The sequence below is a fragment of the Muriicola sp. Z0-33 genome, from assembly GCF_026126425.1.
Taxonomy (GTDB): Bacteria; Bacteroidota; Bacteroidia; order Flavobacteriales; family Flavobacteriaceae; genus JAFMPW01.
In genome coordinates, this window is sequence record NZ_JAFMPW010000003.1 from 342,883 (window position 1) to 357,475 (window position 14,593).

The following is a 14,593-nucleotide window of genomic DNA, read 5'->3' on the forward strand; positions in this document are numbered from 1 at the left end:
AACCTTAAATTTTGGTATATGTCGGTGGACCGGTTTTAACGCGATCTAATAATTTCTCATCAAAGGGTGTCATTTCTGGTCCAAATGTTCCTGTAGTATGGGGTTCATATTTAATTAATTCATATACTTCTTTATTGGTATAGTAGCTCTCATAAGTAAAGTCCTTAAGTACTTTAAATAACTCAGGTTCCGATTGTTCCATATTGGTTAATACAGCAATACGATTATCCTTATTCAATGTTGAAAAATCAGAGCTGAAATGTTGTAGACTATGAGCTTCAATTTTATCTGTCAGGCTTATAAATAAAGGCGTTAACTCCAGTAATTCCTCCAGGATATTTAAAACGTAGCCAACCCCTCCTATTTCCGAAGCTGAGGGCATTTTTTCATTGGCAGGAATTATTTCATCCATTGCATATTTCAGGGTCTTTTGCTGTTGGCTGTCTAAAGGAGCATCCCCTTCGGTTTTTTTTGTTTCGGCACATGCTACAGGAAGTGTCAACGCACCAGTAGCTATCAGGGCTTGTGCAGAAATCACAGCTTTGGTAAAGCTCCTTCTCGACCATTTATTATTCATAATCTATTTTTGTAAAAGTTTCTGACTATTGGGCTATTATTTCTCCTGGGATGTCCTGTCCTGTCACCCAGCGGATATATCGGGTCAGTTAAATGTAAGGATTTTCTAATTGGCTACCTGGAAGCCTGGTATCCGTCTCAGATTAAGGCCTATAGCTTGTTACTAGTACTTCTTATTAGTTTTATAAATCTTGTGCTTATTTAATTCTCAGCTGATAGGCTATAAAGAGGCAACTAAAGATTATTAACAGGTTTATAAGGGCCCTGGTGATCCAGGGGTATTTTGAGTAGTCAATTTTGGCATAATCACTTAAAACCACACAAAATCCCATTAATAGAAACCAGGGAGTTAAAAGCAATTCAAAGTTCCACCTCAATAACATAATAACCGCATCATGTATAAAGCCGCAGAATGTAAATGTGAGTATAAGAGATAAGGCCGGGGATAAGATGATTTTCAGAGGTTTAAAAATATATTTTCCCAGATAATAGCTCCATATAGGATTCCAAAATTTCCAGAAATTCTTAAACTTTCCTGCTCCCAATGAACGAATCATCATATTTTTAAGCGAATCACTTGCACCTAAAGGAACTCCATTTCTTTTTTTTACGTATTGGGATAAATTCAAATCTTAAATTCTGGTATGGCCGGTTGGCATGTAATTTACACCTTGTTGGTGTTAAGACTACTTCAGGTACTTTGTGATGGTTTTTTTTCAATCCACCCGGCCCAGAGAATTATTAACCACATCAGATTGGCAGACCATGCGACGGCCATTACATTGGGTGGTGGCGGACCACTAAGATTCATTAGATGCACAACGAGAAGAAAAGCAATTAACAGCAAAAATGATTTTTTTCGCTTGAAATTGGATGATTTATAATAAAGAAATGCCCCAACCCCAAAAAGCAAAACTTCCAAAACAATCTCTATAACTGGATAATTCCATAATCCAAAACCCATCCTGGTTTCCGAAAAAGGTGAGAGCGGCAAATCTGGTCTGTGGGTAATTAAATCAAGGATCCAATGACTAATGACTAATCCACCAAGTAGTAATGACCCTTTACTGTTTTTAGTAAATAAGAAATAACCAGCACCCAATAACAGGCTCCAAACAAAGGCTGCTAATAAACTATGTGAATAGGGATAGAACTCAAAATTTAAATGTGTCAGTTTGGTATTTCCCGGATCTATTGAGAAGGTTTCAATTCCAAAAAGAACTAAAATTGGCCAAATTAAATCTAACAGCTGCACCGCAAGGAACATCATGGCCAGAGAAGGCAGTTGATCATTTTTCTTTGACAATAGTCCGACTGCAAAATGTCCTATAAACATGGTTCTTCTTTTAAGTCAAAATTACTCAAAAATCCTTCCGCTTAGTCAATATAATCTGACCTGTCAGAATAGAAATGTGCCAAGTTAAAAAAACCATCTAGGTTTTAAATTAAAGTTTTGCATGTAGCGTTCATTATTTATGGACTGCTTTCTTTTATTAAATTCTGTGCTAATTACTGATACAAAACATACCTTGGAGGCTTTAGTCCATTGAGTCGCATATAAACAAGCATTTGCCCTCTATGATGTGTAATATGGTCTGCAAGTAATAACAAAACTTGTCTTTTTGTTCTATCTAATCCAAAATAGTCTAATCTTTCTTCGAGTTTATCTATATCGAAATTTGAGATAAAAGCTGTGGTTTTGTCGAAGGTCTTGTTTATTGCAGCAATCATTTCCTTTTTTGATTTCTTATCCGCTTTGAGTTCGGTGTCGGTATTCCAATCTCTGGCTACACGTCCTCCCATTAAGGACAGACTGTGCCAATCCATTGCCCAGGCAATGTGCATTAAATTCTCGGCAAAGCTCATTGATTCGGGCGTTGCTTTAAATCCATAATTTTCTTCGGGCATAGTCTCTGCCACAAGAATTAAGTACTTACGTGAATTTTCCAGGCGCTCCAAATATTCTTTGATAAAATCATTGTCCTGCGCAAACAGTGGTGAAGTTAATGAGGAAGATAAAATTACTATACTCAGAATTAATATGCGTTTCATAAGACCTTATTTTGGTTATGTAGATTCCTGTTATTTTTCAATGCGATCAAAGTTTTTCAAAACTCTCAAGGTCCATAATGTTTGTATGCCTGCCCATTCTAATTTTGTTCCCTGACTAATCCCATACCATGTATCCCACCGACCATCTTCTTTCTGTCTTCGGACCAGTTCATCTAAATCGGAAGCTATTTCTTCTTCTGAAAAAAGAGTATTTAGAATACTATCAGGGGATGATGTGTAACACAAACTGTGCGGTTTACCATAAAGCCCCCAACCATCATCTGTTTTATCCTTGCAAATTACCCCGTCTGCCTTTATCCATTTTTTTAAATTTTCAAGGGCTTTGTCTGCCTTTTCTCTGCTTTTTGTGTATTGCAAGAATTGCAATCGCCTCGGGACACACAAATGGCAAAAAGCGTGCTTCTCTTTAATGCGTTCAATTTCATTCCACACAAATTGCTCTGCCTTCTCTGACCAGGGGGTTGCTACATTATGTTTCTCAAGAATTCCCAGTAAGGGAGCAGTAGTACTTAAAGCAGCCCATTCTTTAACTGTTTTAAAATGCGCTTCACACGGATAGCTGCTTTTAGGTCTGAACATCCATGGAATTCCTCCTTTTTCAGTAGTTATACTTTTAAAATAAGGCATAAAATCATTTAATATGATCTCTTTGTTGAGATAGCCCACCTCATCCAGGGTTTCAAGAGCCATAATGCTAAATAGAGGCTGACTTTCGGGTGATGCTGTATCGGGTTCCATTCCGTGTCCAAAACCTCCGTCAGGATTTCTGTAAGCATAAACTGCGTGAAAAACTCCTTCTTTATCTCCATTCTCGAAATAAAATTGAAATAAACGCCTTTCTATCATTCTGGCATTGGTCAATATAAAGTCTCTTGCCTTTCCATAGTTGTTCTTTGATAGTCTCATTCTGTATAAGTACGTAATTCAAATTGGACATATATTGCTAAGGAATGCCTTGTTCCGGGCCGTGAGAGTTAGCGACAGCCGAGATGGCAGGCTGGCCAAAATGGAAAAAATTCTCCTTACCGTAAAGATAATCGTTTGTAGGATTTTCATGTTTAAAAACTGACTGTTGTTCATTATTCTCACCGTTTTGCAAAGTTTTACCATCACTTATTTATCAAAGTACTTCTTAGGTTTTCTTCCGATTCCGAATTCCAATAGCCACATTCTAATTGAAAAAAAACAGAGGTATAAGGAATGGCTAAATCTGTTTTTATGATTAGTACATTAAACAATTTGGCAGATGCGTCTAATTCCCGGATAATATCTTCATGTAACATGCTTGTAACAGGTTTTCCTGCTAACACCTCATTGAGCTTCGTCCTATAGGTATCAATCCCTTTTGCTTCTTTTTCAGGTACAAATGCCAATTCTTTATCCACAAATATATTGGCATCCACATGCTTTGCTTTTTCAATTAACTGATTAACATAATCAACTGCCTCAATTTGGTCTGCTTCAATAGTAATGGTCCTTATCGCCGGATTGCTTTGTAGCGGATAGGCCCCGTCGGCAATAACGATCCAATTTCTATGACCGAATAACTTCAGGGTTGCCTCAACCTCTGATTTCCAATCCTCCAATTCTGAGCCTACAACAGGATTTTGCGGCTTCTCAGTTGGTCCGGAACAAGATAGTACTACCATCATTATTGTAAATACCGATATTATGATTTTTGACATTGTTTTGATTTTAAGAGGTATGCTCCTGGGGATACGTTGTTAGCAGTAGTTAGTCAGCCTAAATTTTTTTCCAATACATAATCATCCATTACAAATCCATTGCCAATATCTTGTACTATAGCTTCAATGTTGATAAATCCTATCTTTTCGTAGGCCTTAATAGCATTTGTATTGTACTTGTTTACCGTCAATTTTATTTTATTCAATTCAAGTGCTTCGGCTTGCTCTTCAATAAACGAAAGTGCAGCTTTTCCAATTTTATTTCCTCTCGCTGATTTCAGTACATATAATTTACTCAAGAAGAGGTGATTTTCTTCTATGCTGAATGAAAAATAACCAACATAAGTATCCTGGAACGAAATCAGATAATAGCTGATTCCTTTTTCAACCTGATTTTGTATAGCAGACACCGATTGAAATTTGTTGAGCATATAAGCAACCTGTTTTGCTCCAATTATCGGGGTATAATGTTCGGTCCAGATGGTTTCGGCCAAATCCGCTATAACGGTAAAGTTTTCCCCTGTTAATGCAGGTAAAATGGTAGTCATAGTTTAAAAAATGAATATGCAACCTTCGCCCAACCTAATTCAGTTATTGCTTGTTACCGGCTAATGATTTCTGTACTTGCCCAACCTTATATTGGGTTCATGGGTTATCGGTTAACCAGGTAAAGGCAATTTCGGTTCTCTTCATTTGCGAAGTCGGTATTTTAATGGTGTCTACGCGGAATTTCTTCCCAAGGATTTTAGCTTTGTGGAACTCAATTTTAATTTCATCACCAAAATCTGAAATATCGATTGGCGGGCTCTGTTTAGGGCCATGATCGTCATCTTGTGTTGTCAGCCGGGATATCATTCCCCGTTTATCAAATACTTTTATGCCTTTCCACCATTTGACATCATGAGCCGTGGAAAGTGAAAATCGTATCGAATTTTTATCAGCATTCTTCAATGGTTTTGTCCGCATTATGACCTTATCTTTATCATTCCCTACCAATAATTGTGTAGTTTCACCGGATTCATCAACTATTGTTTCCAAATTAAGGTTTTCAATATAGGCTATTAGCTTTTGTATCTGACCTTCAAAGGTAGCGTCTGATCTGAGGACGATCCCGTTCCGGGCAGACAAGTCTGCAAGCTCACCGGGCAATTCTTCCATTGGTGGCGGAGCAGATGCCTTGCCAACCATTACGGGAATAACAGGAATATTTTCACGTGCCAGGGCGGCCGATACCTCTATACGAACCCAATCATCGGGATTGTCTAAGCGGCGATTACCTTCCGCATCTTTGGTCTCGAGCCAATTATCTCCAATAACTACAAGGAAGACCTCTGTCTTATCTAGCTGATTACTAATAAACGTTCTAAAATCAACCCCCAGGGGGATAGCAGTAATGTCATAGAATATCTTATCACTGCCAAACTCAGATTGCAGTCTGTCAGCAATACGCCCCGTAGCTGAGGAGGAGTCTGATCTCCGATAAGTAATAAAAATACTGGCCATAACGGAATAAATATAGGTTTTTAATTCAACTTAGAGGTAATTATAGAGAGTGATCGACTAATTGGTTTAATATTTTACTTTATTAGTTAGTCAAATAATTTTCAAGCTCCTTCTTTAAACTAATCGATTGTTCCAATGTCTTATTTAACTCTGATTTATAATAGGAATTTACTTCGTAAAATACTTTAAGAGATTCTACATAGTCTAATTTACTTTTCAATTCATTGTAGTCCCTTGGTCTTATCTGTGATGAATTCTGGGCCTGATTGAAAGTTTGTACAAAATCATTTCGTAGGTAATCCAACATATAATGGTAATAATCATCTCTAATTTCGTTGTAGGCTATTCTAGGTCTTTCAATTGTTGAAGAATAGTACTCTCCTATTTCCGATCTAAGATTTCCATCTAGAATAAGATCTATGCCGGTGGATGTTAATGATTCGTAACCACTTGTTTTCAGGCTTAATTCGATGTATTGATTTGCATGATTAAAATGAATATCAATGGAATCATGGTATAAATTGTCGGATTCGAGATAATCTATGAGAAATTCTATGGATTGAATAGTTCTGGAAATATTATATCCACCATCGTTCAATAACCTCTCAAGTTCAGCAATATTAGTTTCAAAGTCCGAAACTATTTCTCCCAGGGCCTCCTTCTCTTTAATTTTTAGTTGTTTGTATTCATTCCAATTGTTGATTTGTAACGCTATTAAAATCCCGATAACCACCAGTAGAATTTCTCCAAGGGCGTAAAGCAGGTACTTGCTTAATTTGTTTTCGGTCAGTAATTTTTGACGAATCCTTCTAAAAAACTTGATCATTGGATATAGGATGATTTATTTCCATTGGAAATTTCGTTTTCTATTAATTCGATTAACTCTCCTCCCTTAAATTTTAACTCCAAAAAGTACTTTTCGAAGACGGAATGTTTGTAATAGTAAAAAACAGCCGCACTCTCTAGGTCCCTAAACTCCTGGGAGTCCGGGTCATTAATAAATTTCCAATGTGTATTTTTTTTCATCGCTTCGGTATCGAACAAGGATTCTAAAATTGGATAAAACTTAATGAACTTTTTGTAAGAATCTTGAAACATGTTTATTCCGGTTTGGTTCATTTCCGAAATGTGTTCATCAATGGCATTATACCTCAGATAATAATCCATTATTTTATCTCTTAGAGCAGCATTTTTAATGTAACTAAATTTACCTGAATTGGTAATTTCATTGTAAGTTCTGTCTTCAAGAATCAGGTTTTCAGCTTCCCAGAATACAGATCCAGTCAGTTTCTTAAAATCTTCAGTGTTCAACTGTTGCTTATAAATATTCTTGATATACATTTCAAAAGAAAATTGTATCTCCTTAGCCGATAATTCTTTATTATTAAGATAGGTGATGTCCTTTTCTAAATCTGAATGTATTCTTTTTAGATATTCTATTCCCGTTTCATTTTGCTTACTTAGTTCGTTCCAGTTATTGATTTGTAACGCTATCAAAATCCCGATAACCACAAGAATAATTTCGCCAAGAGCGTAAAGCAGGTATTTACTTATTCTGTTTTCGGATATAAGTTGTTGTCTTATTCGCCTAAAAAATTTGATCATTTCGTTATAGGTTGGTTATAATTTAGCCCGATGGTCTTTTATATGAGCCGTATCACGAAAGGGCCTTCTTGTATCTGGCTGTTACTTACCATTGGCATTAGTTCATTTCGGCATCTGAAACTGATGTGTTTAATCCTTTGAAAATTAACCAAAGAGGAAAAAAGAGTTGAATAAGCCCCATTGGAAGTAGCATATTCATGCTAATACTATTTCCTAAAATTGAGGATAGCATTTCAATAAACATTAGAATGGCAGCTATAATCCCAACTATAGAAATAACTCTAGGTATAAATTTAGAAAGGTACAAAGTAAGATACAAAACAAAAATAGGGAAGCAGGAAATGAGTAGGCTGAGATAGTGTGTCCACCAGTGATTTTTAAAAAACACCTTGCCCAATGTATTTGTTATATCAGTATTAGAAATTGCGTTATTAGTATGCTCCAGACTTAACTCCAGTAGTGCCAAAACGCTTACATTGTCGATAGCTATAGTTATAAAGCTTAGTATGCTGAACGCCAAATATAAAAATGCCAAAACAACACTGTATCTTTTAAAAATTGGCATCAAAATTACGGCTATGACAACAGAAATTATGCCATTCAAAAACAAGAGCAATGTAGAAATAATGATTTCAGTTGTGTTTGCAGAAGTGGCCGTGAGATAATCATCTGAAAAAAGCACAGGGCCCTGTAAAAATTGATAGACGATGATCCCTGTAACAAAAATGATCAGAAAAAGTAGTCCTGCGATTCTTCCGGTTCTTTTATCGGATTTCATAATAATATTAATTCTTTGTTTGGTTGGTCATAACACGTTCCGGGATGATACAAAGACTATGGTTTACAATATGTTCAGCAAGGCCAGGTTTAATCATCAGTTTTCGTTGTTGCCTGCTGTGCTGCTTACCTCCTTTACCCTGATGGCGCAAGAGCTGCTACCCTGGTAAATTGGTACTTCTCTCTTACTATTTCTTTAAAATTTAACGCTCCAATTACTTTCTAAATTCATGCTTTACCCAGTCTACTTCCATAACCCATTCACCTGTCATGGCCGAATCAGTAATTTTTGCATAATTTAAAATGGCAAACATGGGCTCAGGATACTTATCTCCCTCACCTATATTGCGGTAAACTTCTTTACCATCCAGACGGTACACCAAATCGCTATCTTCCCATTCTACAGAATATTCATGAAATTCGTTCAGCGTTGCCGGAAAATTTCTTCGTTGACTTTGCCAGTCTCCCTTGTCGCATTCACCTAAACTTACAATGGCTCCTGTTGTAAACTCGTCTTTCATATGGTCACCGTGATGTTCAAAGATGTCTATCTCACCAGACCCGGTTAGGGGCCAGCAAATATTCTCATCTTCTTCCTGCACCGGAGACTCGTTATTCCGGGCACCGAGCAGCCACCAGGCCGGAAACATACTTGCCTCACCATTACTCGATAACTTAAGGCGGGCGGTCCACTTACCTTTTACAAATTCCTTGCGGTTTTTAGAACAGATACGCCCGGCTACGTATTCAGTATCAGGGTGCTGATTCCCAAATTTATCCAAATTATCACAAGGGCGCTTTTCACCAATATTAACCACTTTTATCTTTAATGTCCCATTACTTACTTCCCGGGTACCAAATTCGCCATCGGGTACATAGCAATGGTTTTCATTGTTTACCCAAATTCGCTGATCTTGCCAGTTTTCCGAATTAAATTTCTCGAAATTATCAATGAAATCAACCTCCCAGGTTTGTGTTGTTTCCTGGGGTTCTTTATTCTCTTTTTTGCCATTTTTACAACTATAGGACATAGCTAAAAATACAAGTATAACAATGGTTAGTATCTGTTTCATAGTTCATAGTTTAAGATTAAATTTTCTTTCGCCAGGACTTAGTCAAGGCGGCCAGTTAACTAAAAAGATCTTCCAGACATTTTTTTAACGTCCTTTCCTGAAAGCATTTTATCATATTCATTGTTAGTTCATTGAAAGATATAACTTTTAACTAACAATTTGGTTTAGGATTGAATGCCAAGGCATCTGCATATTCTGCGGCCGGGATAGCGTTTATAAAAAGGGCTTCGCAACCATCTGCCATTTAACCATAAATGCAATTTTAATGATTGAGGTAATCAAAGTCCTTTGTTCTATGGGATTTTGTTTCTTTTTACAATGAGCCAGATGCTTAATAATAATTCCGCAAGACCCATGATCAACATGGTGCTCACCATGAGTAGTTCAGGCAGATTAATGTCTACGAAAAATACAATATAGGTAAACGACGCAACTATCAATACTATGCCAAGTGGCTTTGGGATATAGCCCGATTTAAAAACCGAATAACCGAGTACAAGGATATGCAAGGCAAAAAATATATACCCAATTAGTTTTACAGCGGCATAGTCGTACACATCAATAAGTTGAAAGACAAGGGCGAGCAAAGCAATTACCAAAGTGCAGGCATAAAGCAGCCTGAGGACTGCTGTAAATAAAGCAAGTTTCTCATTGGCCGACTTAAGTACTGCATAGAGGGCAAGACCAATAATAGCATCAAGTACAAGAACAATCAGATAAGCTATAACAGCATAGGCAAAAATGGTGCTATTAGCCTTAATATCATTGGCTAAAGCCGCCGTATCTCCGGGTACAACAAAATTTGCCAATAGAAAATCATCAACTATGGTAACGATGAAAACAGAAGTTATAAATGCAACCCCTACAACTACCGCAGCTCTTTTTGAAGATAGATTAGAAACAATATTCCTCATATAAAATCTCGTTGTCGGAATAGCAACTTAATATGCTTCGGCATTCCATTTCTATTTCACACCATCCAAGGCAAATGTATGGCCTATGATTTCGTCAGGTCCCAGAGGTAATGAATTATAGTGCTTGATGTTATACCTTATACCTCTAATTTGATAAAAACTCTCGCATATCATTGGACAATTTTACAAAATCTGGTTCGTGTGTATACATCATATGCCCTCCTTCATAATAGGTCATTATAATGTTCTCTCGCTGTATTCCGTTGCGACTGAAGGTAAATTCAGCATCAAAAAACGGACAGATTAAATCGTAATAACCACTTGCCACCATTACTTTCATTTGTGTATTTCTACGCATCGTTTCTGCCAGTTTTCGGGAAACACTTACAGGGGTAGGCTCCCAAAATTTATCTTTAGGAACGGTTCTCCAATTCCATTTTTTACCAATTTCACTGTTAGAAGTTAAATAGGGCCTATCCATTTTTATTTTAAGTTCAGAGGCAAAATAATAGTTTAATGCTGCCGTATAGGCAGCACTTATTTGATAGCTTGAGGGATCTCCAAGGTGTGGGCCGTCTGATAATTTATCTACCTCCTGCCCCATAAATCTGCCATCTAATCTGCCCAGAGCCAAACCTTTATCTGCCAGCAGCTCTTTTTGAAATCTGGGCATTAAAATCCTAAGGTCAGACTTTAAAATATACCCCTTATCCAATCCGGTAAAATAACTCAGCTTTTCAGCTACTTTATTTTTTTCCTCTTCATCAATTAATGAACCTTTATAAAGTACGGGCGCATAGGAATTAAAGGTATAGTCTCTGCATTCTTCAATAAATGATTCCAGCGTTTTACCTTGTCCTGCCTTTTTGTGATACCACGCAGTAGCTGCCATACTGGGCAAATAGGTTAAATAAGATGTTATGTTGTCATGAACAGATGTTGAGCCCGCATAATCCAGGGCCTGAGAGATCAGTATTAAACCATTCAGGGCCATATTTTGTCCATTACCTTCTAAAGTATTGGCCACTGCCACTGCCCTGGTTGTTCCGAAACTCTCCCCAGCAATATATTTTGGTGAAAACCAACGATTGTTTTCGGTAATCCATTGTCTGATAAATTTTGCAATGGATGCAGCATCTTCATTTAGCCCCCAGTAATCTTCTACCTTACCCTTTCCTATTACCCGGCTGTATCCTGTACCAACGGGGTCTATAAAAACTAAATCTGATACATCTAATAATCCATTGCTATTATTTATCATATTATAGGGAGCTGCTCCGTCATCTTCTTTCGCATCGGAGTTTACTTTTACCACCTTAGGGCCAAAAAGCCCCATATGTAACCACATAGAAGCGGAACCCGGACCTCCGTTAAAAACAAAAGTTACCGGACGGTTTTTTTGATCGATTTTTCCATTTTGCAGGTAGGCTACCGACCATATTGAAGCAACAGCTTCGTTATTTTTATTCTTTAGGTATGTTTCTGATGCAACCGCCTTATAGCTAATTATTTTTTCGCCATTTGTAATTTGATGATTTGTTATAAATGATTTGGGCTCTGGAATTGGCTTAGTTTTTTCTTTTTTTTCTTGTGCAAACACAAATCCTGAAACTACTAAGCACAGGACCAGGAAATTTACTTTTTTGGGATATATCATATAGGTGTATTTAATGTATTAGAACCATCCGGGAGCCTGGCCCATATGGCCGGGTAGCTCAACTACTGTAATGGCAGTCTCCAAAATACAAATTCCAAATTCCAATTCCTATCAAAGAACGTATCCCTGGAATTTGGGATTTAAGCTGTGCTGGCTTTAATGATGAACGATAGTCATCATTGCACATGGTTTTTACTCAAATATTGCTACTGCTCTTACAGGCGAACCAGTTCCTCCCTTGATTTTCAAAGGAAAACCTATAAATCTAAATCTTCCTTTTCCAATTAACAGGTGTAAGTTTATCATATTTTCATAATGAGTAAAATTCATTTCTCCACAAATATGATGTACGTCCTTATTTGAAATCCCTGGAACCCCAGGTGACATAGTTTCAACTCCAAAAGCAGCTATTTTCTTTTCACCAAGCCATTTTGCAGATTCTGTTGTTATCCCGGGGCCATTACTCCAATTTTTTCCACTAAAATTTTTTCGATAATGGTCTGTATAAAACAACACTGTATCTCCTCTTTTAATTTTTAAACCCGCTTTTTGACAAGCAATATCAATTTCGTTAGCTTCAATTAATTCTCCAAGTCCTTTATGAGAGAAATCCAGGCATATTCCTTCAGTGTAGAACATGGACAAAGGCATTTTATCTATCGACTTTCCCTTATGCTGAATTTCCATATGACTAATGGCATCTACATGGGTTCCGGTATGCTCTCCTAGTTCTAATTTATGTACAGCAGGTGTTTTTATTTTCGGATTTTTTATTCCCATCCATTCTTCATGAGAATTATGAACTGTCATTTTAACTTGCGGAAGGTCTTTATAAACCGGCATCCCTTCATAAATTTCCTGACTTAAATCTATAATTTCTGCCATTGCCTTCTATAGTTTTTTATATATGCCTAGTGCTGAGATTAAAGCGCGCTGCCTTTTATTCTTAATTATGGGTTTTTCTGCCTTTCAAGTATTTTAACAATTCTATTATTTATAATTTCAGTTATTAGCCTGGGTCTAGAATTAATAGAATGATGTACAACCTTATTGTTTATGAGCTGTTTTAATGACTTATATGCCTTGTTAGCAACTGATTATTTTTTATTCTGCCCCGGCCAATTTTTCATCAATTAGGATGACGAGATTTTCTGCTTCTGCAACTTGACCTATTATGTCGTTTATGTATGAATTTCGATACCTGAATGATGCCTGTAATGCATTTCTAATCTCTTTTTTATCATAAATTTCTTCATAGCTAAAATCAATCCGATTAGCTTTAGGATTAATCTCATTGTAATCGACATTTGGATGAATATAAAGTATGTTAAGTTGCTGTAAGGTTTCACCCAATTTTGTTATTGCAGCATTAATGGATTGGGTATTTTGAAGGTATGTTATGAATCTACGATTCAAATCTTTATCAATTCTATCAAGAGTGCCCTGAGCTATAAATAGATCATTTCGACCGATGTTTTTATTAATGGGGGTAAGTATTTGTAATTGAGAAAGCCCCAAAACAATTTCCTGATACTCCTCAGGAGTAAGGGTTTGCATACGGCTATCGAACAGCGTAATAGTGTTTTTTATATTCTCATTAATTCGTTGATATTCAGTTTTTCTATTAGTTAGGGTAGCAATATCTATTGAAAATTCAGTTTTCAAATTTTTTAAAAATTCAATATCCTGAAGATGCATCTTTCTGGATTCATTCCAATTATTAATACTCAAGGCTATCAAAATACCGATGACGACAAGTGCAATTTCACCAATCGCATAAAGTAAATATTTGCTGAATTTATTTTCAGAGAGTAGTTTTTGACGAATTCGCCTAAAAAATTTGATCATGTAAGTTCAATTTTAATTCGATAGCGGCATGTTGGTCTATTTACCAAAAATGTCTGCCAGACATTTTTACCGTTCTGTCCTAAAAGAATTTCATTTTTTCGTCTTCGTTTCCTGGTCTATTAAAATTATAATTTCGTCAATGTAGCGAGACAATTCAACATAGCGTTGATTTAATGTTCTAAAGACATTAAACTTTTCTTTAAGTATATGTACTAATTTATCATCTGTACTTGAAATTAGGTATAAATTTAGTTGACTGGTTTCATTAGAACTATACAGGGCATATAGATCTTCACAATCCTTGCAGATACTGCCATAACCAGAAAACGCATTTAGATAAGGTTTTAAAACTTTATTATTAAGATCTTCTAAATATGCTTCGGCTGAAGCTACTCTTTTTAAATGTAACTGGTAAAAATCGGTAATATTTTTTCTTAGATCATCATTAGAAATAATAGTTATCCCTTCTGATTGTATTGCCTCGTATGCACTTAATTTGGGAAAGAGTGTTGCAGTTTCTAAAATATATGCAGTAGATAATTCATAGGGGTTTGTATCCGAAATCTGGTCTTCTACAATGGCTTTATAAACTGCATTAGTGGTAGTGAGAATCTGTTGTGCTTTATCAATATCTGTTAGTAAGTCGTTCTTGGTCTCTAATAGATCATCTTTTAGTTCTATTAAAAGTTTAATTTCTTTTTCTTTAGCTTTTATATCTTCATTCCAGTTGTTAATCTGTAAAGCAATCAAAATCCCAATTACGACAAGGACAATTTCTCCAATGGCATAAAGCAGGTATTTGCTGAACTTATTCTCAGAGAGAAGTTGCTGCCGGATACGGCGGAAGAATTTGATCATATATATTGTTTTTTTGGTCCGCGC

The 14,593-nt window shown here is 36.3% G+C and carries 17 protein-coding genes; all 17 read right to left on the reverse strand.

The window, feature by feature from the left end; all coding sequences use genetic code 11:
* Positions 1 to 4: 4 nt before the first annotated feature.
* Positions 5 to 577, reverse strand: a complete 573-nt coding sequence (locus tag J1G40_RS07245) for a gluconate 2-dehydrogenase subunit 3 family protein (RefSeq protein ID WP_265241942.1) — start codon at positions 575 to 577, stop codon at positions 5 to 7.
* Between the two features lie 196 nt (positions 578 to 773).
* The gene (locus tag J1G40_RS07250) at positions 774 to 1,205 is read right to left on the reverse strand and encodes an MBOAT family O-acyltransferase (RefSeq protein ID WP_265241943.1); all 432 of its coding nucleotides are present in this window, start codon (positions 1,203 to 1,205) and stop codon (positions 774 to 776) included.
* A 62-nt stretch (positions 1,206 to 1,267) separates the two neighbouring features.
* On the reverse strand, positions 1,268 to 1,912 hold the full coding sequence (locus J1G40_RS07255) for a metal-dependent hydrolase (RefSeq protein ID WP_265241944.1): 645 nt from the start codon (positions 1,910 to 1,912) through the stop codon (positions 1,268 to 1,270).
* 173 nt (positions 1,913 to 2,085) lie between these two features.
* On the reverse strand, positions 2,086 to 2,628 hold the full coding sequence (locus J1G40_RS07260; protein ID WP_265241945.1) for a DinB family protein: 543 nt from the start codon (positions 2,626 to 2,628) through the stop codon (positions 2,086 to 2,088).
* Positions 2,629 to 2,658: 30 nt separating this feature from the next.
* A complete protein-coding gene (locus J1G40_RS07265) occupies positions 2,659 to 3,555 on the reverse strand; it encodes a hypothetical protein (RefSeq protein ID WP_265241946.1) in 897 nt (298 codons plus the stop codon).
* Between the two features lie 203 nt (positions 3,556 to 3,758).
* A complete protein-coding gene (locus J1G40_RS07270) occupies positions 3,759 to 4,334 on the reverse strand; it encodes an RbsD/FucU domain-containing protein (RefSeq protein ID WP_265241947.1) in 576 nt (191 codons plus the stop codon).
* Positions 4,335 to 4,387: 53 nt separating this feature from the next.
* A complete protein-coding gene (locus tag J1G40_RS07275) occupies positions 4,388 to 4,882 on the reverse strand; it encodes a GNAT family N-acetyltransferase (protein WP_265241948.1) in 495 nt (164 codons plus the stop codon).
* 97 nt (positions 4,883 to 4,979) lie between these two features.
* On the reverse strand, positions 4,980 to 5,837 hold the full coding sequence (locus J1G40_RS07280) for a toll/interleukin-1 receptor domain-containing protein (protein ID WP_265241949.1): 858 nt from the start codon (positions 5,835 to 5,837) through the stop codon (positions 4,980 to 4,982).
* 82 nt (positions 5,838 to 5,919) lie between these two features.
* Complete coding sequence (locus J1G40_RS07285; RefSeq protein ID WP_265241950.1) at positions 5,920 to 6,663, reverse strand: hypothetical protein; 744 nt, start codon at positions 6,661 to 6,663, stop codon at positions 5,920 to 5,922.
* Positions 6,660 to 7,442, reverse strand: a complete 783-nt coding sequence (locus J1G40_RS07290) for a DUF6090 family protein (protein ID WP_265241951.1) — start codon at positions 7,440 to 7,442, stop codon at positions 6,660 to 6,662. The genes J1G40_RS07285 and J1G40_RS07290 overlap by 4 nt, the downstream gene beginning before the upstream one ends.
* Before the next feature lie 97 nt (positions 7,443 to 7,539).
* Positions 7,540 to 8,220 (reverse strand): DUF4386 domain-containing protein, encoded by a 681-nt coding sequence (locus J1G40_RS07295; RefSeq protein WP_265241952.1) that lies wholly within the window; start codon positions 8,218 to 8,220, stop codon positions 7,540 to 7,542.
* Positions 8,221 to 8,434: 214 nt separating this feature from the next.
* Entirely contained in the window at positions 8,435 to 9,292 is an 858-nt protein-coding gene (locus J1G40_RS07300) for a family 16 glycosylhydrolase (protein ID WP_265241953.1), read from the reverse strand.
* Between the two features lie 293 nt (positions 9,293 to 9,585).
* Complete coding sequence (locus J1G40_RS07305) at positions 9,586 to 10,206, reverse strand: DUF4386 domain-containing protein (protein WP_265241954.1); 621 nt, start codon at positions 10,204 to 10,206, stop codon at positions 9,586 to 9,588.
* 145 nt (positions 10,207 to 10,351) lie between these two features.
* Positions 10,352 to 11,863, reverse strand: a complete 1,512-nt coding sequence (locus J1G40_RS07310; protein ID WP_265241955.1) for a S10 family peptidase — start codon at positions 11,861 to 11,863, stop codon at positions 10,352 to 10,354.
* 192 nt (positions 11,864 to 12,055) lie between these two features.
* Complete coding sequence (locus J1G40_RS07315) at positions 12,056 to 12,748, reverse strand: cyclase family protein (RefSeq protein ID WP_265241956.1); 693 nt, start codon at positions 12,746 to 12,748, stop codon at positions 12,056 to 12,058.
* Between the two features lie 219 nt (positions 12,749 to 12,967).
* Positions 12,968 to 13,711: a DUF6090 family protein gene (locus J1G40_RS07320; protein WP_265241957.1), complete on the reverse strand. Its 744-nt coding sequence runs from the start codon at positions 13,709 to 13,711 to the stop codon at positions 12,968 to 12,970.
* Positions 13,712 to 13,801: 90 nt separating this feature from the next.
* The coding region (locus J1G40_RS07325) for a DUF6090 family protein (RefSeq protein WP_265241958.1) at positions 13,802 to 14,593 on the reverse strand (792 nt) is incomplete at its 5' end.

Coding starts and splice junctions, on each gene's coding strand:
- J1G40_RS07280 (WP_265241949.1), bottom strand. CDS start 5,837: ATGGCCAGTATTTTTATTACTTATCGGAGATCAGACTCCTCCTCAGCT.
- J1G40_RS07270 (WP_265241947.1), bottom strand. CDS start 4,334: ATGTCAAAAATCATAATATCGGTATTTACAATAATGATGGTAGTACTA.
- J1G40_RS07295 (WP_265241952.1), bottom strand. CDS start 8,220: ATGAAATCCGATAAAAGAACCGGAAGAATCGCAGGACTACTTTTTCTG.
- J1G40_RS07290 (WP_265241951.1), bottom strand. CDS start 7,442: ATGATCAAATTTTTTAGGCGAATAAGACAACAACTTATATCCGAAAAC.
- J1G40_RS07265 (WP_265241946.1), bottom strand. CDS start 3,555: ATGAGACTATCAAAGAACAACTATGGAAAGGCAAGAGACTTTATATTG.
- J1G40_RS07310 (WP_265241955.1), bottom strand. CDS start 11,863: ATGATATATCCCAAAAAAGTAAATTTCCTGGTCCTGTGCTTAGTAGTT.
- J1G40_RS07320 (WP_265241957.1), bottom strand. CDS start 13,711: ATGATCAAATTTTTTAGGCGAATTCGTCAAAAACTACTCTCTGAAAAT.
- J1G40_RS07315 (WP_265241956.1), bottom strand. CDS start 12,748: ATGGCAGAAATTATAGATTTAAGTCAGGAAATTTATGAAGGGATGCCG.
- J1G40_RS07245 (WP_265241942.1), bottom strand. CDS start 577: ATGAATAATAAATGGTCGAGAAGGAGCTTTACCAAAGCTGTGATTTCT.
- J1G40_RS07255 (WP_265241944.1), bottom strand. CDS start 1,912: ATGTTTATAGGACATTTTGCAGTCGGACTATTGTCAAAGAAAAATGAT.
- J1G40_RS07300 (WP_265241953.1), bottom strand. CDS start 9,292: ATGAAACAGATACTAACCATTGTTATACTTGTATTTTTAGCTATGTCC.
- J1G40_RS07275 (WP_265241948.1), bottom strand. CDS start 4,882: ATGACTACCATTTTACCTGCATTAACAGGGGAAAACTTTACCGTTATA.
- J1G40_RS07285 (WP_265241950.1), bottom strand. CDS start 6,663: ATGATCAAGTTTTTTAGAAGGATTCGTCAAAAATTACTGACCGAAAAC.
- J1G40_RS07260 (WP_265241945.1), bottom strand. CDS start 2,628: ATGAAACGCATATTAATTCTGAGTATAGTAATTTTATCTTCCTCATTA.
- J1G40_RS07305 (WP_265241954.1), bottom strand. CDS start 10,206: ATGAGGAATATTGTTTCTAATCTATCTTCAAAAAGAGCTGCGGTAGTT.